The 26,126-nt window shown below is 62.0% G+C and carries 25 protein-coding genes; 12 read left to right on the forward strand and 13 right to left on the reverse strand.

Translation table 11 applies throughout. The features are described 5' to 3' along the window. Positions 1-25: 25 nt before the first annotated feature. The 6 genes from NO877_RS11630 to NO877_RS11655 all read right to left on the reverse strand — a co-directional run bounded on the left by NO877_RS11630 (position 26) and on the right by NO877_RS11655 (position 6,498). Complete coding sequence (locus NO877_RS11630; protein ID WP_256396509.1) at positions 26-1,546, reverse strand: tripartite tricarboxylate transporter permease; 1,521 nt, start codon at positions 1,544-1,546, stop codon at positions 26-28. Between the two features lie 94 nt (positions 1,547-1,640). Beyond that, entirely contained in the window at positions 1,641-2,159 is a 519-nt protein-coding gene (locus NO877_RS11635) for a tripartite tricarboxylate transporter TctB family protein (protein ID WP_256396510.1), read from the reverse strand. A gap of 64 nt (positions 2,160-2,223) precedes the next feature. Continuing rightward, positions 2,224-3,282, reverse strand: a complete 1,059-nt coding sequence (locus NO877_RS11640) for a Bug family tripartite tricarboxylate transporter substrate binding protein (protein ID WP_256396511.1) — start codon at positions 3,280-3,282, stop codon at positions 2,224-2,226. A 113-nt stretch (positions 3,283-3,395) separates the two neighbouring features. Beyond that, positions 3,396-4,523 (reverse strand): mandelate racemase/muconate lactonizing enzyme family protein, encoded by a 1,128-nt coding sequence (locus NO877_RS11645; protein ID WP_256396512.1) that lies wholly within the window; start codon positions 4,521-4,523, stop codon positions 3,396-3,398. A gap of 57 nt (positions 4,524-4,580) precedes the next feature. Beyond that, the gene (locus NO877_RS11650; protein ID WP_256396513.1) at positions 4,581-5,696 is read right to left on the reverse strand and encodes a zinc-dependent alcohol dehydrogenase; all 1,116 of its coding nucleotides are present in this window, start codon (positions 5,694-5,696) and stop codon (positions 4,581-4,583) included. 1 nt (position 5,697) lies between these two features. Beyond that, positions 5,698-6,498: an SDR family oxidoreductase gene (locus tag NO877_RS11655; RefSeq protein ID WP_256396514.1), complete on the reverse strand. Its 801-nt coding sequence runs from the start codon at positions 6,496-6,498 to the stop codon at positions 5,698-5,700. A gap of 85 nt (positions 6,499-6,583) precedes the next feature. Between NO877_RS11655 and NO877_RS11660 the strand changes: the two genes are divergently transcribed. The 5 genes from NO877_RS11660 (at position 6,584) to ppsA (ending at position 13,471) form a co-directional block, all read left to right on the forward strand. Next, the gene (locus NO877_RS11660) at positions 6,584-7,855 is read left to right on the forward strand and encodes an MFS transporter (protein WP_256396515.1); all 1,272 of its coding nucleotides are present in this window, start codon (positions 6,584-6,586) and stop codon (positions 7,853-7,855) included. Between the two features lie 81 nt (positions 7,856-7,936). After that, positions 7,937-9,289 carry an MmgE/PrpD family protein gene (locus tag NO877_RS11665; RefSeq protein WP_256396516.1) on the forward strand — a complete coding sequence of 451 codons (1,353 nt, stop codon included), beginning with the start codon at positions 7,937-7,939 and terminating at the stop codon, positions 9,287-9,289. Positions 9,290-9,351: 62 nt separating this feature from the next. Continuing rightward, positions 9,352-10,119: an IclR family transcriptional regulator gene (locus tag NO877_RS11670; protein WP_256396517.1), complete on the forward strand. Its 768-nt coding sequence runs from the start codon at positions 9,352-9,354 to the stop codon at positions 10,117-10,119. A gap of 51 nt (positions 10,120-10,170) precedes the next feature. Continuing rightward, positions 10,171-10,584 carry a universal stress protein gene (locus NO877_RS11675; RefSeq protein WP_256396518.1) on the forward strand — a complete coding sequence of 138 codons (414 nt, stop codon included), beginning with the start codon at positions 10,171-10,173 and terminating at the stop codon, positions 10,582-10,584. 607 nt (positions 10,585-11,191) lie between these two features. Beyond that, positions 11,192-13,471, forward strand: coding sequence for a phosphoenolpyruvate synthase (gene ppsA, locus NO877_RS11680; protein ID WP_256396519.1), 2,280 nt, complete (start codon positions 11,192-11,194; stop codon positions 13,469-13,471). 214 nt (positions 13,472-13,685) lie between these two features. Here ppsA and NO877_RS11685 read toward each other — a convergent pair whose 3' ends face one another. Then, positions 13,686-15,530, reverse strand: coding sequence for an archaea-specific SMC-related protein (locus NO877_RS11685; RefSeq protein WP_321169428.1), 1,845 nt, complete (start codon positions 15,528-15,530; stop codon positions 13,686-13,688). Positions 15,531-15,599: 69 nt separating this feature from the next. Then, positions 15,600-16,235 carry a rod-determining factor RdfA gene (gene rdfA, locus NO877_RS11690; protein ID WP_256396521.1) on the reverse strand — a complete coding sequence of 212 codons (636 nt, stop codon included), beginning with the start codon at positions 16,233-16,235 and terminating at the stop codon, positions 15,600-15,602. Positions 16,236-17,113: 878 nt separating this feature from the next. Between rdfA and NO877_RS11695 the strand changes: the two genes are divergently transcribed. Genes NO877_RS11695 through NO877_RS11705 form a run of 3 tightly spaced genes read left to right on the forward strand, consistent with a single transcriptional unit; the run spans position 17,114 to position 18,423 of the window. Next, the gene (locus NO877_RS11695) at positions 17,114-17,581 is read left to right on the forward strand and encodes an FKBP-type peptidyl-prolyl cis-trans isomerase (RefSeq protein ID WP_256396522.1); all 468 of its coding nucleotides are present in this window, start codon (positions 17,114-17,116) and stop codon (positions 17,579-17,581) included. A 54-nt stretch (positions 17,582-17,635) separates the two neighbouring features. After that, entirely contained in the window at positions 17,636-17,908 is a 273-nt protein-coding gene (locus tag NO877_RS11700) for a glutaredoxin family protein (RefSeq protein WP_256396523.1), read from the forward strand. After that, positions 17,908-18,423, forward strand: a complete 516-nt coding sequence (locus NO877_RS11705) for a redoxin domain-containing protein (protein WP_256396524.1) — start codon at positions 17,908-17,910, stop codon at positions 18,421-18,423. The genes NO877_RS11700 and NO877_RS11705 overlap by 1 nt, the downstream gene beginning before the upstream one ends. Positions 18,424-18,446: 23 nt before the next feature. On the opposite strand, the gene NO877_RS11710 is transcribed toward NO877_RS11705, so the two are convergent. Continuing rightward, positions 18,447-19,142, reverse strand: a complete 696-nt coding sequence (locus tag NO877_RS11710; protein WP_256396525.1) for an SOS response-associated peptidase — start codon at positions 19,140-19,142, stop codon at positions 18,447-18,449. Positions 19,143-19,226: 84 nt separating this feature from the next. Between NO877_RS11710 and NO877_RS11715 the strand changes: the two genes are divergently transcribed. Together NO877_RS11715 and NO877_RS11720 are read left to right on the forward strand one after the other, a co-directional pair. Further along, entirely contained in the window at positions 19,227-19,985 is a 759-nt protein-coding gene (locus NO877_RS11715; protein WP_256396526.1) for a ribonuclease H-like domain-containing protein, read from the forward strand. A 49-nt stretch (positions 19,986-20,034) separates the two neighbouring features. Then, positions 20,035-20,184, forward strand: a complete 150-nt coding sequence (locus NO877_RS11720) for a hypothetical protein (RefSeq protein WP_256396527.1) — start codon at positions 20,035-20,037, stop codon at positions 20,182-20,184. Positions 20,185-20,211: 27 nt separating this feature from the next. On the opposite strand, the gene NO877_RS11725 is transcribed toward NO877_RS11720, so the two are convergent. Beyond that, the gene (locus NO877_RS11725) at positions 20,212-21,165 is read right to left on the reverse strand and encodes a polymer-forming cytoskeletal protein (RefSeq protein WP_321169429.1); all 954 of its coding nucleotides are present in this window, start codon (positions 21,163-21,165) and stop codon (positions 20,212-20,214) included. A gap of 128 nt (positions 21,166-21,293) precedes the next feature. Between NO877_RS11725 and NO877_RS11730 the strand changes: the two genes are divergently transcribed. Then, the gene (locus NO877_RS11730; RefSeq protein ID WP_256396528.1) at positions 21,294-21,497 is read left to right on the forward strand and encodes a DUF5800 family protein; all 204 of its coding nucleotides are present in this window, start codon (positions 21,294-21,296) and stop codon (positions 21,495-21,497) included. A gap of 54 nt (positions 21,498-21,551) precedes the next feature. Further along, positions 21,552-22,733 carry a redox-regulated ATPase YchF gene (locus NO877_RS11735; protein ID WP_256396529.1) on the forward strand — a complete coding sequence of 394 codons (1,182 nt, stop codon included), beginning with the start codon at positions 21,552-21,554 and terminating at the stop codon, positions 22,731-22,733. 5 nt (positions 22,734-22,738) lie between these two features. On the opposite strand, the gene NO877_RS11740 is transcribed toward NO877_RS11735, so the two are convergent. The 3 genes from NO877_RS11740 to NO877_RS11750 form a co-directional block, all read right to left on the reverse strand. Next, positions 22,739-23,260 carry a hypothetical protein gene (locus NO877_RS11740; RefSeq protein ID WP_256396530.1) on the reverse strand — a complete coding sequence of 174 codons (522 nt, stop codon included), beginning with the start codon at positions 23,258-23,260 and terminating at the stop codon, positions 22,739-22,741. Positions 23,261-23,400: 140 nt separating this feature from the next. Further along, positions 23,401-24,528 carry an aminotransferase class V-fold PLP-dependent enzyme gene (locus NO877_RS11745; RefSeq protein WP_256396531.1) on the reverse strand — a complete coding sequence of 376 codons (1,128 nt, stop codon included), beginning with the start codon at positions 24,526-24,528 and terminating at the stop codon, positions 23,401-23,403. A 68-nt stretch (positions 24,529-24,596) separates the two neighbouring features. Continuing rightward, positions 24,597-26,114, reverse strand: coding sequence for a carboxypeptidase M32 (locus tag NO877_RS11750; RefSeq protein WP_256396532.1), 1,518 nt, complete (start codon positions 26,112-26,114; stop codon positions 24,597-24,599). Between the last annotated feature and the right edge of the window lie 12 nt (positions 26,115-26,126).

Genomic DNA, 26,126 nt, shown 5'->3' on the forward strand with positions numbered 1-26,126 from the left:
CGACTGCCCAGTCGGACCGAGACCGTTAGTTCATGAAGTCCGTTCTGTTGGCGATCACCCCCCGAATGAGGTTCGACAGCGGCTGGATGAACAGCGCCAACACGGTCAGGACCCAGAGGACGATCGCGATCGTACTTCCGAAGAAGTAGAACGGATCGTTGCTGCTGACCAGCATGCTCCGGAGGAACGAGCCCTCGATGATGGGCCCGAGAATGATCCCCAGGATGAGCGGGATCAACGAGTAGTCGTTCTCCCGCATGACGAAGCCGATGATGCCGAAGATGAACATCATCCAGACGTCGAACATGCTGCTCCGCATGGCAAACGCCCCGATCACTGTGAGTGCCAAGATCGCGGGCACGATGAGGTTGGCTGGCATCGTCACCACCCGGACGAGATACTTCGAGATCGCCAGCGCCGAGATCAGCAGGAAGACGTTGGCGACCAACAGCGAGAGGATGATCACGTTGGCCTCTAAGGCGAAGTTCTGCATCAGCTGTGGGCCCGGTCGGAGCCCGTGGAGCAGCAGTGCCGCAAGCATCACGGCGGTCGTCCCGCTGCCCGGAATACCGAGTGCGAGCGTCGGGACGAGCGAGCCAGCGGTCACCGCACTGTTCGAGGACTCCGAGGCAATCACGCCGTCGGGATTGCCCTCGCCGAACGATTCGGGTTTGTCCGACATCGATTTCGCGGCCCCCCAGCTCACGAAGTTCGCGACCGAGGTCCCCGCCCCCGGCATCGAGCCGATGATCAGTCCGATCCCCATCGCCCGGATGAGCGCCACCGGTCGACTGATGACGTATCTGACCCCCTCGAAGATGTCCCTGTAAGAGGTGTTGATCGAGTTGTCCTCGCTGATGGCTGCTTTGTTGATCAGATAAAACAGCTCGGAGATGGCGAACAGGCCGACGACCACGGGCACGAACGGCACCTCGTCGTAGAGTCCGAAGAAGCCGAAGTCGAGCCGACGCTGTCCGGTCGTCGGGTCGACGGGCATCACGGCGATGAGGAGCCCGATGAACCCCCCGACGAGCCCCTTGCGGATGTTGTCACCGATAGCAACCGCGACCGCTGTGAGCCCGAAGATCCCGAGGACGAATATCTCACGGTTGGTAAACAGGAACGCGATCTCCCCGATCGGCTGGAGCAAAAAGAGGATGATGATCGCCGAGACGAATCCTCCGACTACGCTCGCAAAGATCGATATTCCGAGTGCCTTCGAGGCGTCGCCCTGTTGGGACATCGGGTACGCGTCCAGGACCGTTGCTGTCGCACCAGCGGTCCCGGGTGTGTTGATCAACACCGCGGGGATCGCCCCACCGTAGTTGGCCCCGACGTAGATCGCCGAGAGGGTAACCAGTGCGATCTCGGCGGTCATCGGCAGCGTAAACGGCAGCGCGATGGCAACCGTGTTCGTGCCCGTGAAGCCGGGGATCGATCCGGCAAGCATCCCGAAGGTGACACCGACCGCGATAAACACGAGGTTCTCAGGTGTCAACAGTACCCCAAAGGCCTGGCTAATGAGATCGAGCTGTAACGGTGTCATTGACCGACCTCCGTTGTGCGCTGTTTTGGTGCCAGCACACCGCGGGCTGGCTCATGTCGGTGCTGTCGTGGCTGGTATCGCAGTGAGTGTCTCATCATAGTCCAAGCGGTCCTGATGGTGGCCGCAATCCCATTATCTGGACGAACATCACGTAGACGAACACCAGGATGATCACTGTCGAAATCGAGATCCACAGTGGGTCTCGGCGACCACCGACCAGCATGACGCCGACCATCGCGATAGCTGTCGCGATAAAGAAGCCGATCGGCTCGATCAACCAGATGTACCCGATCGCTACGAGGGAAAACCCGATCGAGCGGTTCCACTCGCCGAGTGCATCACGAACCGACTCGACGAACGACAGCTCCCCCGAGTAGTCGGCGAGCCCACGCAGCTCAGTTGCGAAGACGGTGAGCGACAGTACCGCGAGCACACCGATCACGAAGTACGGGTAGTACAGGTTCTCTAGCCTGATCCGCCCGTAGGTGTTCTCGACGTACAGTACCGCCAGCAGTAGGCCAGCAAGCGGGAATGCTAGCCTGAACAGTGCGACCGCGCTCGTCGACCGAGCCGGACGATTCGTGGCCCCCTCTTCGGCCTCTGTTGATGTCATTTTGGGATTGTGTATGGTGTGGTGGTATTCAAATAGAAATGCGGACTACCGACGGTGTCCGACCTTAGGACTGCACGTATTCGTCGAACAGCGGGGCGAAATCCCGGTAGGTTTCGTAGGCACTCTGGAGGATCGCATCCGTCTCCTCGGGCGAGTTCCAGACCAGTTTGCCCTCCTCGTCGATCTCCGAGAGGTCGGCCCGGTAGTCCTCGTCCTCGTGGGCGTCTTTGAATGCCTGTTGGACGTGCTCGAACCGGTCGGGGTAGGCCTCGGCGGCCGCAGCCGAAACGTAGTAGAACTGCGTCCCGTTCGATGGGGCGTAGTTGATGTCGGTGCCGAGTTCATCGTTGATCGGCGGGGCATCGTTCGTCAGACCGGGTTCCGGGTTCTCTTCGGCGTAGATACAGAGACAGTGTGAGTCCTCCGCAATGCTCGCGCTGTTGTAGACACTGCGTGCGGCCACATCGATCTCGCCCTGGAGGAGCGCAGTCTGGGTCGCGCCACCGCCATCGTACGGGACGATGGTGAAGTCGGCCTCTGTCGCCTCCATCAACTGGATGATCGACAGCACGTTCCGGTTCGTCGGGCCGGATGCACCGACGGTCACGCTGTTGTCGACCGAGTAGTCGACGAGCTCCTGGATCGTCGTAAATCGGTCTTCGTCCTCGCGGACGCGGATGATCGCGGCCTCACCCGAGAGGGTGCCGAGCGGCTGGAGATCGTCGAGCGTGTACTGCGGTTCGGTGCCCTCGACTTCGTCGACGGCGATCGCCGCTGGCGTCGCAGGCGAGAGCGTCCCACCGATCCGCATGACCTCTTCGTCCTGAGCCACGGTCGTCGCAGCCGTTCGCGTCCCCGCACCGGCCCGGTACTCGGGACTGAGATTGGCTCCGAGATACTCCTCGAAGTAGCCCTGGATCTGCCGGAAGTTCGTGTCGACGCCGCCACCCTCGGAGTACGCGTTGACGAAGGTCAGCGAACTCGGTGGGTAGTCGTCTCCACCGCCACCGCCGCCACCGTTACCGCCATCCCCATCATCGCCGCCGAGGCAGCCCGCAAGCGTTGATGCTCCGATTCCAGCACCGGTCAATTTGATGAACTGACGTCTGTTTGTACCAGTCATACAGTTTGACTACAGACCCCACAGTACATATATATTTTCATTAATTATGATGTACATCTGACCTTCTCGAATGGTCAAAAATCTCGAAAAAGACCGCAACCCGCAGCCAGCCGTTAGTCGACGCGGTACTCTTCGAAAACGTCCTCGTCGATGTGGATACCGAGCCCCGGCTCCTCCGGCGGGTCGATGGTCCCGCCGTCCTCGACGTGGATCGCGTCGTCGTTTTCGATGTAGGGACCGGCGATGTAGGTTCCTGGATCGTCGATGTCGTCGTCGAGTACTGCAAACTCGATCAGGCGGCACTGGCGGCTTGCGGCGGCGACGTGCAAGCTGGCGGCGTAGTTAATCGCCGGGCCGAGTGCGTGGGGGACCAGTTCCTTGTCGAAGGCTTCGACGAGCCCCGCGACGCGCATCGCGCCGGTGATCCCGCCAACGTAGTCGACCGATGGCTGGTAGATGTCCAGGGATTTGGCTTTGAGGTGATCGAGGGCGGGGTAGTGCGGCGTGTGGGTCTGATACCCCGAGATCGGGACGGTGAACTTGCGATTGAGTTCGGCCTGTCCGTCGAGGTCGGTGTGGGAGATCGGCTCTTCGAACCATTCGACCTCGTACTCGCTGGCGGTCTTGGCGACCCGCGCCGCATCGTTGTAGCTGTAGGAGGTGTTGGCGTCGATCGCCAGCCCGAAGTCATCGGGGATGTTGTCCATGATCGTCTTGATGCGGTGTCGATCCTCCTTGATGCCGTAGCCCGCGCCGATCTTCATCGCCTGGAACCCCTTCTCGGAGAGCCAGTCGGCGTAGTCGATCAGTTCCTCGGCGGTCTTGTCGACCGGGAACGTCGCGTAGGCCTTCACCTCGTTGGTCTGGCCACCGAGCAGCTGGTAGACGGGTTTGCCCGCGTCCTTGCCTTTGATGTCCCAGAGCGCCTCGTCGATCGCCGACAGCGCACCGTAGGCTCCGGCGCGCTTGACGTGAAGGTAGAGCTCGTGCCAGATCGCCTTGACATCCTCGGGGTCCTTCCCGATGATGTGCCGCGACATGGCTTCGATGCTCTCTGCGAGGAACATGTTGTTCTCCTTCGAGCGATAGAACGATTCGCCGAATCCGGTGATTCCGGCGTCCGTGTGGACGCGAACGACGACGGAGCTGATATCCAGTTCTCGTGCGCCGACCTGTGCTGGCAACGAAGCAGCGTCGACAGCACTCCCTAGCACTGCCGTTTCAACGTCTGTGATTTCCATCAGTACTCAACTGGCTCCCCCGGAGGATAAAATAACTATCGTTAATTGCAGTCTCGGTTACAGATTGGTGTGTGAGTCGACGACGATCTGGGCAGGGCCGCGCGCCCCGTAATCGGCTTTGTTGGCGGTGATGTCGACCGCCTCAGCGAACGAATCGAGTCCAGAACGCTCGTGAGTAACGTACTCCGAAATCGAGACGCGACCGCTGGCGACGAGTTCCGCGGCGAAATCGCCCGTGTCGCGGCCCGGTCCCGTGGGCGCGATACCGGTCACGGGGTTCTGCCACGTGACCGACTTCTTGCGGACCGCCCGCGCCGAGAAGGTCACGTCGCCGATGATGTAGCCGACTTGGACGACCGTCCCACCAGCCTTGACCGCGCCCATCGCCTGTGCAATCGGGTCGCTGCCGTCGGTCGCGTGCGACTGGTCGCCGCCGACGGCCTCGAAGACCACATCCGCGCCGACGCCGTTCGTGTGGGCCGTGATTTCCTCGACCGGATCACAGCCGGTCGCGTCGATCGGATCGAGGCCGCGCTCGGCCGCGATATCGAGCTTTTTGGGGTCGACATCGGTGACGAACACCCGCTCGGCCCCCTCTGCAAGCGCGAGTTGGGCACACTGGTAGCCCATGACGCCGGTGCCGATGACCGCGACGATATCACCCGACTGAATTCCGCTATCGCGGACACAGAGTACCGAACTCGCCAGCGGTTGGAGCGCGGCGACCTCCGCGTCCGACAGCGAGTCGGCCACCGGCCGCAAGGCCTCGGCGGGCAGCGCGGTATACTCGGCGAGCGCGCCGGGAATGTCGTAGCCGATGTACGTCTTCGACGGGCAGTATCGCTTGAAACCCGACTCGCAGTACGAGCACTCCCCACAGGGGATCTTGCCGGGCGCATAGACACGGTCGCCGACCGCGAGGTGGTCGACGTTTTCGCCGCGTTCGACGACGGTGCCACAGAACTCATGACCAAAGAGTCGCGCCGGGCCCTCGGCCAGCCGGGCGGCGACCGACTCGGCGTGAGCGATCGATTCGCCCTGAAACAGGGCACACTCGGTCACACTGAGTTGGACGCGGTGGATTTCGAGCAGGACTTCGTTGGCGTCGGGGGTCGGGCGGTCGACGTCTTCGACACTCCACGCGCCAAAATCGTGACAGACGACGGCGCGCATCTCAGATCACGCCGTCGAGCCAGCCGCCATCGACGCGGAGGACGTCACCGGTGATGTAGCTCGCCCGCGGCGAGGCGAGGTAGGCGACCGCGTCGGCGAACTCCTCGGGCTGGCCGGGGCGGTCGAGCAGCACCTCGTCGGTCCGGCTCTGGAGGGCTTTTTCGATGGAGATGCCGCGGTGGTCGGCCCGGCGCTGGACCTTGTACTCGATCCGCTCGGTCATCACGAACCGCGGGGTGACGCAGTTGGCTCGCACGTCGGGGGCGTACTCCTTGGCAATCGTCTTCGTGAGGCCGTAGAGCCCGAGCCGGAAGACGTTCGAGATGGCGTGGTTCTCCGGTGGCTCGCGGGCCGACGCGCTCGTGACGGTGACCAGCGAACCGACCTCGCTGTCGACCAACTCGGGCAGGGCGGCCTCCGAGAGCATGACGTTGCTCTTGATGACGCCCTCGTAGGAGTCGTCCCACTGCTGTTCGCTGGCGTCTTCGAGGGTGACCGCCGGTGGGCCACCGTGGTTGTTGACCATGATATCGAGGCCGCCGAACGTCTCGACGGTTTGCTCGATTGCGGCTTCGATCTGTTCGCGGTCGGTGATGTCGCAGGCAACCGCGAGCACGTCGTCGGGATCGACTGAGTCGTGTTTCTCACAGAGTCGATCTTTCGCTTCGGCGGCGCGCTCCTCGCTTCGGGAGGTGACGACGACGTTCGCACCCTCTCCGGCGAGGCGGGCGGCGCTCGCGAAGCCGAGGCCCTGGCTTGATGCAGCTACAAAGGCAGTTCTGTCGACCAGTTCGAGGTCCATACAGTCCGGAATGGCGAGGTCAGCATAAAGCTACGCCCCGAACATCCACTGAAACACATAAATCAGTGGAGCGGAACTACCGCGTATGCGCCTCTCAGTCTCGGGGTTCTCCCTCGCTGCCGCCAGGCGGGCGATCAGGACCTACGATCTCGTGCTTTTAATCGCCCTGCTGTGGTTCATGGTGCAGTTTCTCCGGTTCGTCTTTCCCCCGCTGTTCGGGACCTTCCAGGAACTCTACGGCGTCTCGAACACCCAAACCGGCCTGCTGTTTACCCTCTTGATGCTCGGCTACTCGGCGATGCAGTTTCCCGGCGGCCTGCTGTCGGACCGGTTCCACGAGGTCACGGTTATCGTCAGCGGCGCGGGGCTGTTCACCGCGGCGGCGCTGTTTACGTTCGTTGCGCCGACTTTCGGGCTGATCACGCTCGCGGCGGTCGGGATCGGCCTCGGCACCGGCGTCCACAAGACGGTCGCCATCGCCTACCTCTCGCGGGTCTACCCCGAACGCACGGGCCTGAGTCTCGGGATCATGGATACCGTCGGCCAGTTCGGGGGGATGCTCGCGCCCATCGCCGTCGTCGCGGTACTGGGCTGGGGCCTGCCGGGACGGACGGTCTTCCTGCTCGGTGCAGGAGCCAGCGCGGTGCTGGCAGTGTTGCTCTACCTCCGCGCGAAACCCCACGCGAACGGCGGGCCACAGCAGGAATCGGTCACTGTGGAGGCAACAAACGGCGGGTCGACCGACGCGACCGAAGAGACCGACATCGACCACTCCGAGGACGGCCCGACTGTCGACAGTCACTCCTACGTGACGATCTTCACCGACCGGAAACTCGTCTTGTTTCTCTGTGTAACCGTTCTCTTTACGTTCTCCTGGAACGGCCTTTCGGCGTTCTTTCCACTCTTTTTGGCCGACGCGAAGGGGCTCTCGTCGGGCACAGCGGGGATCGCCTACAGTCTGCTGTTCGCCGCGAGCGTCAGCCAGACCGTCACCGGCGGCGCGAGCGACCGGGTCGGTAAACTCGCCATCTCGCTTTCCCTCTTCGGTGTCATGATCGCCGGACTGCTCGCGCTGCTCGTCGTCGATTCAGTCGCTGCCATCCTCTGTCTCACAGTCCTCACTGGGATCGGCTTCCACGGCTTCCGGCCGGTGCGCGACTCCTATCTCATGGACCTCATCCCGGATTCCATCGGCGGCGGTACCCTCGGCATCGTCCGGACGTTCATGACTGCCATCGGCGGCGCAGCCCCCGCGGTCATCGGCCTGCTGTCGGATCTCTTCGGCTACACGGTCGCCTTCGGGCTGATCGTCTGCGCACTTGCCGTCGGCGGCCTGTTTATCGCGGTTTTGCGCTGATATCCTGTTTTTCGTGTCAGTTTTGAATGATTGGACGATTATACACGTATGTTTATGTATGTCTCCACATAGAGTAGATGTATGGCCGAGACAGCCACGCTTGCAGAGTACACCGTCAGTACCACCTACGACGAGATTCCGACAGACGCGGTCGACCACGCCAAACGGGCCATCAGAGACTATCTGGGAGTTGCCGTCTATGGCTCGCACCACGAGGTCGGCGACCAGATCATGGGCTACGTCGACCGGTGTATGCCGGGCGAGGAAGCCACCGTGATCGGCCGAGAGACGGCGAGCCCGACGGGGGCGGCACTCGCTAACGCGACGTTCGGCCACGCGATCGACTACGACGATACCTTCGAGTCGATTGTCATTCATCCCTCCTCGCCGGTCTTCGGTGCGACGCTCGCCGCGGGTGAGGTGGCGAATGCCAGTGGGGAAGAACTGATCACCGCCTACACCGTGGGCTGTGAGGCTGCCTACCGCGTGGGCCACAGCACCTACCCGAACCACTACCAGAACGGCTGGCACAGCACCGGTACCGTCGGGACGTTCGGCTCGGCGGCAGCAGCAGCCCACCTCCTGGACCTATCGGTCGACGAAACCATCACCGCCTTCGGGATCGTCGCTTCGGCCTCCTCGGCGTTGAAAAAGAACTTCGGCAGCATGACCAAACCGCTGCACGCGGGTCACGCCGCCGAAAACGGGGTTCGGGCTGCGCTGCTGGCCGAGAACGGTTTTACCGCCGACAACGAGATTTTGGAGGGCAAGATCGGCTACGGGGAAGTGATGACAACCGACGGCTCCTACGACCCCGAGATCATCACCGAGGGCCTCGGCGAGGAGTGGGCCGTCCTCGATCTCGGCTTCAAACCGCATCCCTCGGGCGTGATCACCCACGCCGCGATGGACGCCCTGCGGACGCTCGTGATCGATCACGATCTGACGCCGGAGTCGGTCGACTCGATGACGGTCGCCCTCGACGACGCGGCCTCCGAGATGCTCCACCACGCGAACCCGGACAATGCGCTCCAGGCCAAATTCTCCATCGAGTTCTGTCTGGCCGCCATTCTCCGCGAACGGAAGGCGGGCATCCACGAGTTCACCGACGAGTACGTCAGCCAGCCCGAGACCGCGGCAGTGATCGACAAGATCGACCGCGCCTTCGAGGAGAACCTCTTCGATGCCCACTACGCGAGCTACGGCGCGCGCGTCACCGTCGAGACGACGGATGGCGAAACGCTCGTCCAGGAGGTCAAACACCACCCCGGCAGCCCGAACAACCCAGTCAGCGAAGAACGGCTCCGGGCCAAGTTCGACGAGTGTGTGCTGACAGTGCTCGACGACGACGGGACCGACCAGCTCGCCGAGACTATCGACGCGCTCGAAGACGTCCCATCGGTCGAGAACCTCGTCGACAAACTCCAGCCATAGGGCGGCGACAGCGACGGTCACCCGAGACATACCTTTATTTTGTTCGTCGACAACGAACGCATATGAGCAACCCCGCAGACAGCCGGTCGGTGAAGTCGACGCGAACGACGTTCCGTCTCATCGAGGCCCTCGAAGCGAACGACGGTGCGCGGCTCACTGATCTCGCGGACGAACTGGGGCTGGCAAAAAGCACCGTCCACCAGCAGTTGTCGGCGCTGGTCGACCTCGGCTATGTACTCAAAGAGGACGGCCAGTATCAGTTAGGCCTGAAGTTTCTCGACTTAGGTGCATATGTTCGCACGCGCAAGCGCGCGTACAACCTCGCCGAGCCACACGTCGAACAGCTGGCCACCGAGACCGGCGAACGAGCCCAGTTTATGACCGAAGAACACGGCCAAGCAGTCTACGTGCACACGAAACAGGGCGAACACGCCGTTAAGGCCGACCGGCGAGTGGGCAAGCGGCGATACCTCCATTCCAGCGCGGGTGGGAAGGCGATCCTCGCCCACTTTCCCGAAGCTCGGATCGAGGCTGTCATCGACCGATGGGGGCTCCCTCAGGAGACCGACAACACCCACGCGACCCGCGAGTCGCTGTTCGAAGATCTCGAAGCGATCCGCGAGCGGGGCTACAGTATGAACAAAGCCGAGTCGATCAGCGGGCTCTGGTCGGTCGGCGTCCCGGTGATGGGGCCCGAAGGGACGCCCGTGGGTTCGTTCAGCGTGTCCGGTCCCAGACACCGGATGAAGGCCGAACAGTTCCACGAGGAGACGGTCGATCTGCTGCTTGGCACCGCAAACGAGCTCGAACTGAACATTGAGTATTCCTGACTTTTCAGTCGACGTATACACTTATTCCGATACCCCGCAAAGAACGAGTGTATGGTAATACTCGCAGCAGTTAGTGACACTGAGACGGACGAATCGATCGTCGCCGAAGCCGCGCGGCTCGCCGAGGCCTTCGACGACGAACTCCACGCGGTCTACGTCCAGACGTACGACTCGCTCAACGAGGCCGAAGCGGATTCGACGGACGAGTCGATCAAACAACGGGCGGCCGCGACGGCGGAGGCGGCCACCGAGGGCCTCGATGTCCCAACCGTTCCGGTGGGACGTATCGGGGAGCCAGCCGCCGAGGTCCTGGAGTACGCCGAGACGGTCGAGACGCGGTACATCGTTATCGGCGGCCAGAAGCGGTCGCCGGTCGGCAAGGCCCTGTTCGGAAGCACGACACAACAGATCCTGCTGGGTGCAGAGCTGCCCGTCCTCACTGTAATGGGACACGGCGACGAGTAACGACGCGGGCTGTTTTTTTTTTTATACGGGATCGGACTCCCAGTGCGTGAGGGCCGTGTCGGTACAACAGCCACAGCGGCCAGTGTTCGTCAGGAACGAACTAAGATGTAACACGTGTTTCCTGTTGGATCGACCTACCGCTATTCATAATGAATATTTATATTTAATAAGTGGGCGAACGCGACTCATCAGCGAAGCACCGATACACGCTCGCCGAGAGAACCGGTCGATCACGGTATTCGTTACTAGCGAACTATTGAGCGACATATATATTACAACCATATGTTTGTAACACAATCTGAGCTATTCGATTGCCTCGCTGGCAGTCGTGATCCATGTCGAGTGTTCACAGACCTCTAACAGCCCAGAATGGATACTGTATCTGCGTAGTCTGAGATCGTTCGAACCGTCAGTGGTTGCATCGAACGCCGAGCGGATCGAAGGCCGAGTGTAGGCGGCGCTGTTCGTCAAGAACGAACTCCACCGTTGTCAGCCGACAGCGCATCCGTCGATTGATGTTTTTACTCCCAACTGAGTGTCTATCTATCCAACATTATAGTTAACAATAGATTCATATGGAAGCTACTGAATTGGACTCCTACAGTCCATGAGTATCCAATGGCTCGAAGACATCCGGTCGACCGACCTTCCGACAGTCGGAGGGAAGGCGGCTTCGCTGGGCGAACTCACCGACGCTGGCCTGCCCGTTCCGCCGGGGTTTGTCGTCACCGCAGCCACCTACCGGAGGTTCCTGGAGGGGGCCGAGATCGACGCGGAACTGTTCGCCACACTCGATGTCGACCCGGATGACGCCAGGGGCCTCGCGACGGCAGCCTCGCAGGCACGCGAGCTCGTCATCGAGACACCCCTCCCGGAGGCCCTCGTCGAGGAGATCATCACCGCCTACCGGGAGCTGGCGGGTGACGACGAGCCGGTCGCCGTCAGATCGTCGGCGACCGCCGAGGACCTCCCGGAGGCCTCCTTCGCGGGCCAACATGAGACGTTCCTCAACGTGACCGAGGATGACCTCGTCGACCGGCTCAAAGAGTGTTGGGCCTCGATGTTCACCGAACGGGCAGTTCACTACCGGAACGAACAGGGGTTCGACCACAGCGAGGTCGACATCGCGGTGGTCGTCCAGCGGATGGTCGACGCCGACAAATCGGGCGTACTGTTCACCCGTCACCCCTCGACAGGCGACCGAGAGATGATTGTCGAGGCCGCCTGGGGACTCGGCGAAGCCGTGGTCTCCGGAACGGTCTCGCCGGACCACTACGTGATCGATCCCGAGACCGCAACCATTGTCGAATCGACGATCGCCGACAAGAAACAGCGGATGGTCAAAGACCCCGAGACCGGCGAGACGACGCTCCAGCCGGTCCCCGACGAGGACCGGACGACACGGGTGATCACCGACGAGGAACTCGAAGCGCTCGTCGAACTCGGTCGGCGCGCCGAGTCCCACTACGGCGAGCCACAGGACATCGAATGGGCCATCGTTGAGGGTGACGTCTTCATGCTCCAGTCGCGGCCGATCACGACGATCACCGAAAACGACGCCGAAGACGTAGCCGACAGCCCGGAGGACCGCGATGGTCAACCGGGCGACGACGTACTCGTTCGTGGCGTCAGCGCGAGCCCCGGCACCGGGACGGGAGCGGTCCGGATCGTCAGGAAGCTCGATCACCTCGATCAAGTGACCGACGGTGACGTCATCGTGAGCAAGATGACGATGCCGGATATGGTCCCCGCAATGAAACGGGCCGGAGCTATCGTCACCGACGAGGGCGGGATGACCTCCCATGCCTCGATCGTCTCCCGCGAGATGGGCGTCCCTGCGGTCGTCGGCACGCGAAACGCGACCGAGGTCCTGGAAAACGGCCGGACGGTGACCGTCGACGGCGAGATGGGAACCGTCCGCGAGGGAAGCCCGACGGAGGACGAAGCCGCGATCCAGCCCGATCCGCTCGAAGCGGTTCGACCACAGACGCCGGTCAAACCGATGACCGCCACGGAGGTCAAGGTCAACCTCTCGATTCCCGAGGCTGCGGAACGTGCGGCCGCCACCGGGGCCGACGGCGTTGGCCTCTTGCGGATCGAACACATGGTGATCTCGCTGGGCAAGACGCCCGAGCAGTACATCGCCGACCACGGCGAGGACGCTTACATCAGCGAGCTCGTCGACGGCATCCGAACGGTCGCCGAGGAGTTCTATCCCCGGCCGGTCCGGGCCCGCACGCTCGATGCGCCGACCGACGAGTTCCGCGAACTCGACGGCGGTAGCGACGAGCCGCACGAACACAACCCGATGTTGGGCTACCGGGGAATCCGCCGGAGCCTCGATAAACCCGAACCGTTCCGCTGTGAACTGCGGGCCTTCGACCGGCTCTTCGAGATGGGTTACGACAACGTCGAACTCATGTTACCGCTGGTCAACGATAGCGAAGACATCGACCGCGCCAAGACGCTCATGGAAGAGGTCGGCATCGACCCCGCGAAAGCCCGCTGGGGCGTGATGGTCGAGACGCCCGCCAGCGCGTTGTTGATCGAAGAGCTCGCGGCCACGGGCATCGACTTCGTCTCCTTCGGCACCAATGACCTCACCCAGTACACCCTCGCAGTGGACCGAAACAACGAACACGTCGTCGACCGGTTCGACGAACTCCATCCCGGCGTCCTCAAGCTGATCGAATCCACGATCGAGACCTGCCGCGAACTCGGGGTCGACACCAGCATCTGCGGACAGGCCGCCTCCAAACCGGCGATGGTCGACTTCCTCGTCGAACAGGGGATCTCCTCGATCAGCGCGAACATCGACGCCGTCCAGGACGTCCAACACGAGGTCAAGCGCATCGAGCAGAAACTGCTGCTCGACTCGGTTCGATAGGAACCCGCGAGCACCACTCTTAGAGTGTTTCGGAGATCGATCCGGCGGCAGTCGCCTTGCTCGTAGAACCCGTCAACCACGGTCGTCTGGGACGGTAGCAGCGAAAACAGTTCGTCAGTAACGAACCAGAGGGTTGCGTTCGAGACTCACACGGCGGACTGCTGCGACTTGTGAAACAGGGTACTTTGTTTCAAAAGAGCGATCCAACGTGCGCTCAGGCGGGTGCCGGATCTCGGTCGGAGACGACATCCCACTCGTCCGGTGAAATGATGTGTGCCTCGAAGTCGCCAGCTTCGGGGTAGGCGGTGGTGACGAGTATCTCGGTGGTGGCTTCGAGATACTCGATGAGCTTCCGGAGGTGTGCCGATGCGAGTTGGCTGATCCCATCGATCAGGACGATCGGCGTGCGGTCCTCGACATCGTAGACCCGATACCCTGCGAGTGCGACGGCGACGCCGATGAGTTCGACTTCGCCCTCGCTGAGGGCGTCGACGGTCGTCTGCCGACCGTCACGTGCGATGTTGAGTTCGAAGCCCTCGATCTCTCCCTGCGGGTCGGTTCTGATATCGAAGCGCGCGTGATCGAATCCGGGGGCAAAGCGGTCGATGATCTCGCTGACTGCCGTATCGAACGCCGCTTTGAGTTCGTACTGTGTCTCGGTTTTGCGGGTCCGTAACGATTCGATCTCGGTTTCGTACCCGGCTTGTTGTTCACGGAGCCCCTCCAAATCGCTCTTCCGGTCGTCGAGTGTATCGAGTCGCTCACGAGCCTCGTCGAGTCGGGCCGCTTTCGTTCTGATCTCCGTTTTTACGTCAGTCAGTGTTTCAGTGTACTGGCTTTCAGTGGTATCGAGTTGGTCGGCAAGCGCCTGGATTTCGTCTTCCAGGGCGTCCCGTTTCGAGAGGTATGTCCGACGTTCTCCGTTCAGGTCCTGTATCTCCGCGCCGAGCTGTTTTCTCTCCTGTTCGAGCCGGTCGTGTTGGCTCCGCCGCTGTTCGATCAGTCGTTGCTGTTGGTTGTACTCCGTAATGTCTTCCTGGAGGTCGTTCGTGTCTGCTCTCAGTTGTTCGATCGTCTGTTGCATAGCTTCGAGACGACCACTCAGCTCGCGTTTCGTGGATTCCTTGCCACAGAGCCAGCACGTAATGTCGTCTCCAGAGACTGTCCGAGAGACATCGGTTATGCGGTCGAGATCACCGTCTTCCAGCATGTTTCGATTGGCGTGGTACAGATCCTCGATGAGGTGGATCTGATCGCGCAACGCGGCGATTCGCTGTTCTCGTTTTTCGACATCGATCGAGTCGACGGGTTCGGAGGGGACCGTCAGTTCGTCGAGTTCCGACTGTTTGTCGGCTTTCCGTTCGGTCGTTCGCTCGATCCGGTTTTCGATTCGTTCGATTTTGTTTTTCACCGTTTGGAGGCGGCTTTTCGATGAACTGAGTTGATCACTCGGATCGCCTTTCTGCAGGTCGTCGACACGTTCCTGTTGGAGTTCGTCTCTGCGCGCTCGAAGCGATTCGAGTTCGGTTGTAAGCTGTGTTACCTTTTCTTGGACAGCAGGGAGTTCGGCTGCTGCAGTTTCGGCAGTGTCGATTCGTGCGTCGACAGCGTCTCGCTGCTCTTTTAGCGTCCGAATCTGAGCATCGATATCTTCGAGCTCAAGCGGGGCCTGTAAATATTCGGTGAGGTCCTCGCCGTTTCGTACCGCCCGTCGGATCGGATTGTCTTCGCCGAGGAACGCGAACAGTCGAGCAGACACCTGGTCGGTGTCCGTCGCGAGATACGGTGTTCCGGATCGGACTGGACGCTCCCCCTGCTCACGGGTAACCGTGACCGCATACGAGTCGGAATTGGTCTCCAGGACGACCGAGCCGGTGTCTTCGCCCTCAGTGAGGAGATGGTCGCCGTAATGGCCGGTCGCACCCATGACGGTCCGTATCGACGCTATAAAACTCGATTTGCCCTGAAAATTAGAGGCCTGAACGACGTTCAACCCCGGCTTGACCGTCGCTGACCCGGACCGAATACCGGCGATATTCTCGATAGAGACTGTTTTCATCCCACTCACAGTTCAGACTATGATATGATAAAGGAGGGGGCTCGTATGGGGACAGTCCACGCGAGGATGCTACTCGTCGGCGGTCATATGGTCTTCACAAATATAGCCCCGGTTGTGGGATTGGAGAATCGGTGAGCGCTTGGAACAGACCGGACACTCGACGGAGATGTCGACCGAGACTGTCGCTGCTGTGGCCTCCGGGAGTTCGCCCTTGTTCTCCCACGACCGTAGAACGTCTTCGGCGCGGTCCCTTGCCATCCGTTTTGCGTATCGAATCTTGTCTGCTTCCCACCCCGTGTCGCTGCTGCCCCGTTGGGTTTCCTTCCCGACATCGAGACACTGTGTGAGATGCCGATAGAGCGATGACGTCGAGATCAGATCATCAACAACCGTTCCCGCATCGATGCCATCCTGTTCGAGATCATCGACAACGAGCTGTCGGCGACCCTCGTCATCACCGACGAGCGCGTCGTAATCCGCTTCGATCTGCGGTTCGAGCGTTTTTCTGTCGTGTTTCGTATAGACGGCGCTCAGCAGTTTCCGGTTGAACCAATCGGTCAACGGTCGGAGGGCGGTGTTCGGCTGGCTCCCCTCACCAAGCCACTTGTTCGCCAGGAGGACATCAATACTGTCCGCGAGAACGTGCTCGGAAATCCCGTAGTCGGCTGTGACCCGACTCAGCTTACAGCAGTTGTCTGATGTCATGGGTTGATTCGATCCAGCAGTCGCACCAGGTCTCCTGGATACTTATTCATATTGGTAATACTGTCTCTCGGGACGTATTCGACCCGATGGTCGACGACACGGTTGGTAGCTGCTCGCAACATTCATAAGATATCGTACCTATTTAAATTCCTGATTCACAGCCGGATCTCGCTGCTACCGACGAGACTGCCGCCAATAGTAGTGGAGATAGTATTGTGAGTTTTACACAATTCTAAATGGCAGTAATCCGTTTCGAGTGTCGACCGCTTCTGAACACAGGGTGCCGAACTAACTATGAGAATTCTCCTCGAAATCGTCGGAAAAACAGCTCTTCGAAGGGTTTCGATGAAGACATCGACGCGTAATATACTCGTCCGCTATCGATCAGGACTAGTCAGCCGAGATGATCGAATCTGCCGGAAAACGGTATAAAAGCGGTCGAAACCTCAAAGCACCGACTCGGTCGTATTCGGTTTGATGGGTTGTCAGTCGGAGAAATCTGCAGACGGTTGTGAGTTATAAATACAATATACTACTCAGGAAAACCTGTTATCTCCTCGGTTTATCATTCGGTAGCCAAGGAGGAGTTGGGTAGACTGTACCGATAATACCAGAATAGTTATAATAAATTCATCGGGCGAGTCGGGCTCGACAGACGCCCGCTGCTAGCCGACAGTTGTCCGTGGTTCGGTACCCATCGTAAACGGATCGCTTCCAGGAGGATCGGTCATCGGCTGGTGGCCGAGGTATCGGTTGGTTGCCGGGCAGGCAGTTTTCGACGGATTGGTGACCGACTACGTCGGCCCCCGGCGTTCCGAACGACAGCTGTCCTGACCCGATATCCAATGGCTTTTCCGCCTGTCGCCCCTCATTGACGTATGACGATTGCTACTGGTGACTCCGTCACCCTCGAATACACGGGTCGACTCGACGATGGCACGGTTTTCGACAGTTCGCGCGAATCGGTCGCCGAAGAGGCGGGCCTCGCCGAGGCCCAGCCGGACCGCGAGTACGCACCGCTGACCGTCGAGGTCGGGGCGGGCGAGGTCATCGAAGGGATGGAAGAGGGACTGATCGGTCTCGACGAAGGCGAAACCGAGACGCTCGAAATCCCACCCGAGAAGGCCTACGGCGAGTGGAGCGAAGAGCACGTCCAGGAGTTCGATACCGACGAACTCGTCGAGATGCTCGGCCAGACGCCCCAGGAAGGGGCGTTCCTGGAAGCCCAGAACGGCCAGCACGGCGAAATCATCCACGTCGACGACGAGGTCGTCCGCGTGGACTTCAACCCCGATCTCGCGGGCGAAACCCTCGAATTCGACGTCGAGATCGTCGACGTCAACTGAGGCCGTCCTCGCAGGCAGCGAAGTTCTTACCTATCTACCGACCAAATAGAAGCCATGAGCGAAGCAACCGAGGAGTCAGCGCCGATTACGCTGTACCGGCTGCAGGCCTGTCCGTTCTGTGAGCGCGTCGTCCGCAAGCTCGACGAGTACGGCATCGAGTACCACTCGCGGTTCGTCGAGCCGATGCACTCGGACCGCAACGTCGTCAAACGCGTCAGTGGTTCCCGAACGGTCCCGGCGATCGTCGACGAGAACACGGGCGTCACGATGTCCGAAAGCGGGAACATCGTCGAATACCTCGACAAAACCTACGGAGGAGCCAACTGATGGAACTCGGCTTCGATATCGTCGATCTCCCGGAGAGCGACCATCCCACCGAGGGCGAGGCGGCTCCCGATTTCACCCGCCCGCTCGTGACCGACGAACACTGGGAGGACGCCAGCCTCTCGGAACTGGCTGCCGAGGGGCCCGTTTTGCTCGTTTTCCACCCGATGGACGGCTCGTTCCCGGCGACCTACGTCTGGAACGAACTCCGAGAGCGAGCCTTCGAGGAGCACCACGACGTCCAGGTCGTTGGGCTTTCGATCTCGACGCCCTACGAGCATATGACGCTGATCGACGACCGCGAGATGGACTACGGCCTTTTCAGTGATCCACAAAACGGCGTCGCCGAGGCCTACGATATCGTCAACGATCTCGACGGAATGGCGGGCGTCAGCGAGCCTCGGCCCGCAGTGTTCCTCGTCGACTCCGAGCTCACCGTCCAGTACGCATGGGTCGCCGCCGAATGGCCCGAGTTCCCCGACTACGAGGCTGTCGCCGACGCGGTAGCCTCGCTCTAACGGGGGTCGGTGCGGATCGGTACTCAGGTCGCTACCGGGTCGAGGAGCGACGGCTCATCGGTGGCCGGGTCGTTCACCCGCTCGGAGACCGGATAGTAATCGAGATCGTCGGCGGGGAAGGGTTCCAGGAGATCGACCAGCGCGTCGGGATCGCCGTGGAGCCAGTCGGCTTCGCGTTCGGGCGGCAACACCACGGCCATCCGGTGGTGGAGCTCCGAAACGAGGCTGTTCGGCTCGGTCGTGAGGATCGTGAACGTTTCGAGCGTCGAGGACTCCTCGCCCGCTTCGCCGCTGCCGAACTCGGCGAGGCCGGTCTGTCGGGTCGGTTCGTCCCACCGTTCCCAGAGCCCGGCCATCGCAAACGGGCGGTCGTCCGCGAAGGCCACGCGGTAGGGACGTTTGCCGTCGCCGCGGTCGGCCCACTCGTAGAAGCCGTCGGCGGGGACGAGACACCGACGGGACTCGTAGGCGTCGGCGAAGCTCCGCTTCTGCCGGACGGTTTCGGAGCGGGCGTTGATATGGCCCTGCTCCTCGTCGGCCCACTCGGGCGTTAGTCCCCATTTGAAAAACTGCAGTCGGTCGGGGTCGTCGCCCGTGATGATCGGCAGCTTCTGGCCCGGCGCGCAGTTGTAGCGTCTCTCCAGCGGACGGTCGGGCTCGGCATCGAACCGCTCGCGGAGCTTCCCGGGGGCGGTATGGAGCGTGTAGCGACCACACATACCAAGCGAGAGGGGCGGCGACGGCTTAGTGTCGACGACTCACGAGACGTGACCTTTAGGGTCACCCACTCCCCTCGGTTCGGTATGCGAATCGAGAACAGTTTCATCCCCGTCAGCGGGGTCGGGGAGACGACCGAACGAACGCTGTGGGCCGAAGGGGCGACCGACTGGGACTGTTTCGACGGGTCGCTGGTCGGTCCGAAGACCGCCGACAACATCGAGTCGTTCATCCAGACCGCTCGCCAGCGACTCGCTGCCGGGGATTCGGCCTACTTCGACGAGGTCTTTCCCAGCAGCGAGCGGTGGCGGCTCTACGAGAACTTCCGGGACGAAGCCTGCTTTTTCGATATCGAGACCACGGGGCTCAATCAGGAGTACAACAAGGTCACGACCGTCAGCTACCACCAGGCCGGGGAGACGACCACGCTCGTCCGCGGCGACGACCTGACCGCCGAAGCGGTCCAGGAGGCCATCGACGAGGCCAGCCTGCTTGTGAGTTTCAACGGGCTCCGGTTCGACCAGCCGTTCCTGGAGACTTCCTTTGGGATCGACGTCGACTGCCCACATCTCGACCTGCTGTATCCCTGCAAAACGCTCGGCCTTACTGGTGGCTTAAAACCGATCGAACAGGAGATCGGCCTCGAACGCGACCGCCCCGACATCTCCGGGCAGGATGCGGTCCGGCTCTGGAAGGAACACGAGGCCGGTGTCGACGGCGCACTTGAGACCCTGATCTCCTACAATCGTGAGGATGCGGTCAATCTCAAAACGCTCGCCGAGACCGTCACCGACCGGCTCCACGAGCAGATCTTCGAACAGGCACGCCAGCAGTCGGTCGAGTGAGTCGTCCCGAAATCAGTAGATTGACGACCGACGGGGAGCCAGACCGCGTATGGTCGTGCTCCATTCGAGTCTCGAACACCCCTCGCTGTGGTGGATCGTCGTGCCAAGCCTCCTGTCGTTCCTCGCGGGTATCGCCCTCGCCTACACCGACCGAGTCCGAACCTGGCTCGGCTCGCGGCACGCCGCTGGCACCGAATAACGCAAGCAGAAACCCGACACTACTGTTTTACTCCGCCGATTCGGCCGCCGATTGGTCCGTCGACTCCTCGGAGCTGTTCCGATCCGACTCGTTCGGGTCGTCGGCCGTCGGCTGTTCGTCGGCCTGCCCGCCCGCCGATGGGGTGGTCTGCCTGACGAGTTTCATATCGCCGCTCGCCCGGAGCGCGCCGTCGACGTCCGCGCCCTCGTGGACGACGAGCTCCTGGCAGGAGACGTCACCCCGCACCTCACACCCGGCGTGGAGCGTGACCGTCCCGTTTCTGGTCGTCACGTCGCCGATCACGACCGTCCCGGAGTCGACTTCGATATCCTCGCGCGCCCGCAGGCTGCCGAAAATCGTCGTTTCGGTGCCGACGGTGATCGATTCCGCGCGGATGTTGCCGTGGAGCCGACAGTCGTCGCCGATCGTCGCGGGCGTCGAGACGCGCCAGGCGTCGTCGGAGAGCTCCGCGCCGCGGGGGATCACCAGCGGCGGGCGTTGTTCGGCATCCTCGTCGGTGAGCGCGCTGGCGAACTCCTCGGCCTGCTCCTCGTCGCCGAACCGGAGGAACTGCGAGAGCACGATGAAATAGAAGACGAGCACCGGCACGGGGTTGCGGGTGTGAATCCAGCCGTTGGTCTCGAACCCTTCGTCGATCGTCACGTCGTCGCCGATATCGAGATCGCCGGAGACCAACAGCGTGCCGTGGATGTGACACCGGGCTCCGATGTAGGCGTCCGCACCGACTAGGACGCTGTCGTCGACCTCACACAACATATCGAGCCGACAGTCGCTGTCGACTTCGAGGTGGCGGCCGAACTCGACGCGCTCGCCAGCGGCGATCGTTCGGCTCCGAATCCCGAACTCGATTCTGCTGTTGCTCCCGACGAGGACGTCACTGTCGGTGACGATGTCGTGTTCCTCGACGGTGGTGCCGTCGGGAATCGACAGCTCGTCGAGCGGGTCGCCGGGAGAGGACACAGACCGAATCAGTACGTGAACAGTAATAAACGGTCCGTAAGACGGGTGGCTGACACGGGCGGTGACGCTACCAGTAGCACAACGCGTCCACTCGTGGTGCTTTTGAGCCTCGGCCGCAAACACGTGCTATGACCGTTCTATCCTTCGACAAAACCGGCGTCGATGTCGTCTATGAGGGCACCGAGTTCCGCCTCGAAAAGGACCTCATCGAGGAGGCCACGGAGAAATCCTACCACGACGTGACCGACCACGAAGTGTTGCAGATCATCGAGGAGAGCCCGGAGCTGTCGGGCGAACCCGCCCGGATCGGCGACATCCTCAGCACCGCCTGATCGGCCAGCGGCGGGACCGAAAGGCAGTTCCACCCCACCGACGAACGGCGTGGTATGCTTTCGCTTGCGCTCGCTGGTAAACCGAATGCGGGCAAGTCGACCTTCTACACGGCGGCGACGATGGCCGACGTCGACGTGGCCAACTACCCGTTTACGACCGTCGACCCGAATCGTGGGGTCGCTTCAGTACGAACGGTGTGTCCCTGTCTCGAACTCGACGAGCGGTGCGGCAATGACCGCTGCCGGGACGGCACGCGCTACGTTCCCATCGAACTGCTCGACGTCGCTGGGCTCGTTCCCGGTGCCCACGAAGGACGGGGGCTCGGCAACCAGTTCCTGGATGAACTCACGAACGCCGATGCGATTTTGAACGTCCTGGACGCCTCCGGCAGCACCAACGCCGAGGGCGAACCCGTCGAGGCAGGCAGCCACGACCCCGTCGAAGACGTGGAGTTCATCGAGGAGGAAATGAACCAGTGGCTCACCGGGATCATCGACCGCAACTGGGAGTCCGTCGAGCGCAAATCCCGCTCGCCGGAGTTCGACATCAACGATGTGCTCACCGACCTCATGACCGGCTTTGGCGCAACGACGGCGGACGTGGCGGCCTGTCTCCGCGAACTGGACTATCCCGAGGACCCGATCCAGTGGACCGACGAGGATCGTGAGGCCTTAGCCAGCGAGGTCCGGGCGCGAACCAAGCCCATCATTCTCGTGGCGAACAAGGCCGACATCGCCGACGACGAGACCCTCCAGCGACTCCAGGAGGCCGCCGAGATCGTGATTCCCGCAACGGCCGACGGCGAACTCGCACTTCGGCGCGGGGTCGAGGCCGGAGTCGTCGACTACAAACCCGGCGACGAGGACTTCGAAATCACCGGCGATCTCAGCGACAGCCAGGAGGCCGGGCTCGAACAGATCCGTGAGGTGATGGCCGAGTACGGCGGGACGGGCGTCCAAAGCGCGCTGAACGCGGCGGTGTACGATCTCCTGGATCACCTCACCGCGTTTCCGGTGCAAAACGAGACGAAGTGGACCGACGCCCGCGGGAACGTCCTCCCGGATGCCTTCTTGCTTCCGGAGGGGTCGACGCCGAAAGACCTCGCGGCGGCGGTCCACTCCGATATCGCCGAGGGGTATTTGCATGCGGTCAACGGCAAAACCAAGCGACGGATCTCCGAGGAGTATGAACTCGAAGACGGCGACGTGATCAAGATCGTCAGCACCGCCTCGTAGGCGGGTCAGATGAGCAGGCCGTAGAGGATCGCGTGTGGCACCGCCACCAACAGGAGGACGACCGTGGCCGTGATCGGCGAGTGGTACCAGAGCGCCGAAACGTCACCCGTCGGATGGCCCATGTGGAAGTTGAGCGCGAGATCGGCGATGAGGTGGTAGCCGACCAACATTACCGAGGCGAGCACCGCCGACTGGGCGACGACATCGACGCCACCGGCCACGCCGACAGCCGCGATGGTGACGACTGCGGCGGTCTGTGCGAGTTCGCCAGCCGCGAGAAACGCCACGACGTGGTCCAGCTCGGGATCATGGTGGTGGTAGGCGGTCAGATACCGGTCGAAGTTCGTGGGGCTCGCCCACCGGTCGCCGTCCTGGAGCGCGACGTACTGCGGCAGGCTCACAATCACGAGCCGGATATCGGCAGCCGGAATCCCGACGAGCCACCGGCCCGCGAGGTAGTGGCCGAGCTTGTGGGCCAGAATAACGACCGCGCTGACAGCGAAGAAGACGGCAAGCCCGGATAACATCTCGACTCTTGATTGCTACTGTCGTACCCCTGTTTTATAAACGGAACCGATACGGGCAGCGATCACGCTGCCGCCGTGGTAGGCGACGTCTAACTCCTGGATATTCTCACCGTTCTTCTGGCTTCACAGGCCGCACTCGGTCAGTCAAGCGCGCCGCAGTCGTCGAGTGCTGCAACGAGGGCGTCGACCTCGGATTCGGTATTAAAGGCGTGGACCGACGCCCGAACCGCATCGGGCTCCGGCAGCGATCGGATTCGAATCCCCTCGGACGCAAGCGTCTCGACGACCGACTCGGGGTCGTCGACGTCGATCGTCACGAGCCCGGACTCGAAAGCAGCGGGACTCAGTAGCTGGTCGTCCGGAACAGCCTCTTTGAGGTGGTCGGTGAGCGACTCGATCCTGGATTCGATCGCATCCAGCCCCACCAACTCGAAGCGGTCGATCGCCGCCGCCATCCCGACGTGGGGGGCGGGAGAGGCGGTCCCGCGTTCGAACTTCTGAGCGGTCTTTTTAAGCGTGTACGCCTCGGCATCGGGGTCCTCGACGCTGCCGTAACAGACCTGGGCGGGATGGAGGTCCTCGCCACAGCCTTCTCGGACGTAGAGATAGCCCGACCCCCACGGGCCGAGCAGCCATTTGTGGCCCGACCCGGCGACGTACTCCGCGCCCCAGGCGTCGAGATCCATCGCGGTCTGTCCGGCCGACTGGACCGCATCGACCAACACCTCGCAGTCGGCGTCGTGGGCGATTTCGACCAACTCGTCGACCGGGAGTTGCGTGCCGTAGTTCCAGGAGAGCGAACTGAAACAGACGAGCCGCGCGTCCGCGACCGCCTCGGCGTAGTCATCGAGATCGACCCGCCCGTCGGTGGTTTCGAGGACCCGCATCTCCACACCGTGTTTCCGCGCCGCGCGTTGCCACGGCAGGATGCCAGCGGGGTGTTCGAGATCGGTACGGACGACCACATCGCCGGGGTGCCAGTCGATCGCCGCCGCCAGCGCGCTGATCGCGTCGCTGGTCGACTCGGTCAGCGCGATTTCAGCGGGCGCTGCGCCGAGGTGGGCCGCGATCGTCTCGCGGCTGTCGGCCCGCGCCTCACTGGCGGCCGTGTACATCCCTTCGGCCGCGGGAGCGACGGCTTTGTGATGGGTGAGGCAGTCAGTCGCCGCATCGAGCACCGGCTGGGGGCTCGGCCCGCTCGCGCCCGTATTGAAAAACGTCGTCTCGTCGAGCGCCGGAATCGACGCTCGGAGTTCGCGTGGGGTCATGCCCTCACATTGGCGTCGACTCGGTAAATCTTTCTGCCGTGAGAGTAGTAGCCAGTGGCTACTCCGAGTTAGCAGTCGTATAACTCGCCGTATTTCTCGGTGACGTAGTCGATGAACGCCTCAGCAGTAAAGTCCTCGCCGGTCGCCTCGACGACCAGCTCGTTGGTTCGGTAGCGCTGGCCGTGTTGATGGATGTTCTCGCGGAGCCACTCGCCCAGCGGCTCGAAGTTTCCGGCTTCGATTTTCGGTTCGAGATCGTCGATCTCGTCGCTGGCCGCGTCGTACAGCTGGGCGGCCATCACGCTGCCCAGTGAGTAGGTCGGGAAGTAGCCGAAGCTGCCGTGGCTCCAGTGGATGTCCTGGAGACAGCCCATCGCGTCCGACGGCGGGGTGATGCCGAGATACTCCTCGTAGAGTTCGTTCCATCGCTCGGGCACGTCCGAGACAGCGAGGTCGCCACCGATGAGTTCGCGTTCGATCTCGAAGCGGACGATGATATGCAGGTGGTAGGTGAGCTCGTCGGCCTCGACGCGGATGAAGTTCTCGTCGTAGACTTGGTTGGCTGCCTCGTATGCGTCCTGCGGCGACAGGTCGTCGGCCTGTGGGAACGCCGACTCGAACTTCGGGAGCAGGAGCCTCCAGAAGGCCGCCGAGCGGCCGACGTGGTTCTCCCAGAGCCGCGATTGGGACTCGTGGACCGAGAGGTTTCGATGGTCGCCCAACGGGCTGCCGAACTGCTCGTCGGGGAGCCCGAGGGTGTAGTAGGCGTGGCCGAACTCGTGGATCGTCGAGGTAAGTGCGCCGATCGGGTCCGACTCGTCGAACCGGGTGGTCACCCGGCAGTCGAACTGATTGCCAGAGGTAAAGGGGTGGGTCGAGACATCGAGTCGACCCCTGCTGAAGTCGTAGTCCAGCAGTTCGAGCACCTCGCGGGAGAGTTCCTCCTGGACCTCCGTATCGTAGGTGCCCTCGAACGCATCGGTGGCGAGGTCGGCATCCGAGGCTCGGATATCCTCGATGAGCGGAACGAGGGTTTCCCGAAGTTCGTCCAGGATGGATTCGGCCTGCGACAGCGGGAGCCACGGCTCGTAATCCGCAAACAGGACCGCATAGGGGTCGGCATCCGGGTCGATGTGGTCGGCGTACTGGCGTTTGAGGTCGACCAGTCGTTCGAGGTGCGGGGCGAACTCATCGAAGTCGTCGTTTTCGCGGGCCGATTCCCACGCGCCGAGGGCCTCGGAGGTCGCCTCCGAAATCTCTTCGACCAGCTCGCCGGGCACGCGCTCGGCGCGAACGTACTGGCGGTGTACTTCGCGGACCACGGCCTGTTGTTCGTCCGAGAGCGGTTCGTCTTCGAGGTCGTCCAGGAGATCACCAACCGGCCCGTCGACCAGCAGGTCGTGGGAGAGCGACGACAAGGTAGAGAGCTGTTTCGAGCGGGCGGGGGTACCGCTCTCGGGCATCATCACCTGTTGGTCCCACGAGAGGATCTCGCTGGCGCTCTCGACGGCGTTGACTCGTTCGATCTCAGAGAGTAGTTCCGTGTAGGCCTCGGGAGCCTCGACTGCACTCGCGTCTGTTGCCATATCCCTCCATTC

Origin of the sequence: Halohasta litorea, from assembly GCF_024494645.1 — an archaeon.
Classification (GTDB): domain Archaea; phylum Halobacteriota; class Halobacteria; order Halobacteriales; family Haloferacaceae; genus Halohasta; species Halohasta litorea.

Bases quoted from the DNA above. Each gene is read 5' to 3' on its own strand.
- NO877_RS11630 (WP_256396509.1), bottom strand. From the start codon at position 1,546: ATGACACCGTTACAGCTCGATCTCATTAGCCAGGCCTTTGGGGTACTG.
- NO877_RS11635 (WP_256396510.1), bottom strand. From the start codon at position 2,159: ATGACATCAACAGAGGCCGAAGAGGGGGCCACGAATCGTCCGGCTCGG.
- NO877_RS11640 (WP_256396511.1), bottom strand. From the start codon at position 3,282: ATGACTGGTACAAACAGACGTCAGTTCATCAAATTGACCGGTGCTGGA.
- NO877_RS11645 (WP_256396512.1), bottom strand. From the start codon at position 4,523: ATGGAAATCACAGACGTTGAAACGGCAGTGCTAGGGAGTGCTGTCGAC.
- NO877_RS11650 (WP_256396513.1), bottom strand. From the start codon at position 5,696: ATGCGCGCCGTCGTCTGTCACGATTTTGGCGCGTGGAGTGTCGAAGAC.
- NO877_RS11655 (WP_256396514.1), bottom strand. From the start codon at position 6,498: ATGGACCTCGAACTGGTCGACAGAACTGCCTTTGTAGCTGCATCAAGC.
- NO877_RS11660 (WP_256396515.1), top strand. From the start codon at position 6,584: ATGCGCCTCTCAGTCTCGGGGTTCTCCCTCGCTGCCGCCAGGCGGGCG.
- NO877_RS11665 (WP_256396516.1), top strand. From the start codon at position 7,937: ATGGCCGAGACAGCCACGCTTGCAGAGTACACCGTCAGTACCACCTAC.
- NO877_RS11670 (WP_256396517.1), top strand. From the start codon at position 9,352: ATGAGCAACCCCGCAGACAGCCGGTCGGTGAAGTCGACGCGAACGACG.
- NO877_RS11675 (WP_256396518.1), top strand. From the start codon at position 10,171: ATGGTAATACTCGCAGCAGTTAGTGACACTGAGACGGACGAATCGATC.
- ppsA (WP_256396519.1), top strand. From the start codon at position 11,192: ATGAGTATCCAATGGCTCGAAGACATCCGGTCGACCGACCTTCCGACA.
- NO877_RS11685 (WP_321169428.1), bottom strand. From the start codon at position 15,530: ATGAAAACAGTCTCTATCGAGAATATCGCCGGTATTCGGTCCGGGTCA.
- rdfA (WP_256396521.1), bottom strand. From the start codon at position 16,235: ATGACATCAGACAACTGCTGTAAGCTGAGTCGGGTCACAGCCGACTAC.
- NO877_RS11695 (WP_256396522.1), top strand. From the start codon at position 17,114: ATGACGATTGCTACTGGTGACTCCGTCACCCTCGAATACACGGGTCGA.
- NO877_RS11700 (WP_256396523.1), top strand. From the start codon at position 17,636: ATGAGCGAAGCAACCGAGGAGTCAGCGCCGATTACGCTGTACCGGCTG.
- NO877_RS11705 (WP_256396524.1), top strand. From the start codon at position 17,908: ATGGAACTCGGCTTCGATATCGTCGATCTCCCGGAGAGCGACCATCCC.
- NO877_RS11710 (WP_256396525.1), bottom strand. From the start codon at position 19,142: ATGTGTGGTCGCTACACGCTCCATACCGCCCCCGGGAAGCTCCGCGAG.
- NO877_RS11715 (WP_256396526.1), top strand. From the start codon at position 19,227: ATGCGAATCGAGAACAGTTTCATCCCCGTCAGCGGGGTCGGGGAGACG.
- NO877_RS11720 (WP_256396527.1), top strand. From the start codon at position 20,035: ATGGTCGTGCTCCATTCGAGTCTCGAACACCCCTCGCTGTGGTGGATC.
- NO877_RS11730 (WP_256396528.1), top strand. From the start codon at position 21,294: ATGACCGTTCTATCCTTCGACAAAACCGGCGTCGATGTCGTCTATGAG.
- NO877_RS11735 (WP_256396529.1), top strand. From the start codon at position 21,552: ATGCTTTCGCTTGCGCTCGCTGGTAAACCGAATGCGGGCAAGTCGACC.
- NO877_RS11740 (WP_256396530.1), bottom strand. From the start codon at position 23,260: ATGTTATCCGGGCTTGCCGTCTTCTTCGCTGTCAGCGCGGTCGTTATT.
- NO877_RS11745 (WP_256396531.1), bottom strand. From the start codon at position 24,528: ATGACCCCACGCGAACTCCGAGCGTCGATTCCGGCGCTCGACGAGACG.
- NO877_RS11750 (WP_256396532.1), bottom strand. From the start codon at position 26,114: ATGGCAACAGACGCGAGTGCAGTCGAGGCTCCCGAGGCCTACACGGAA.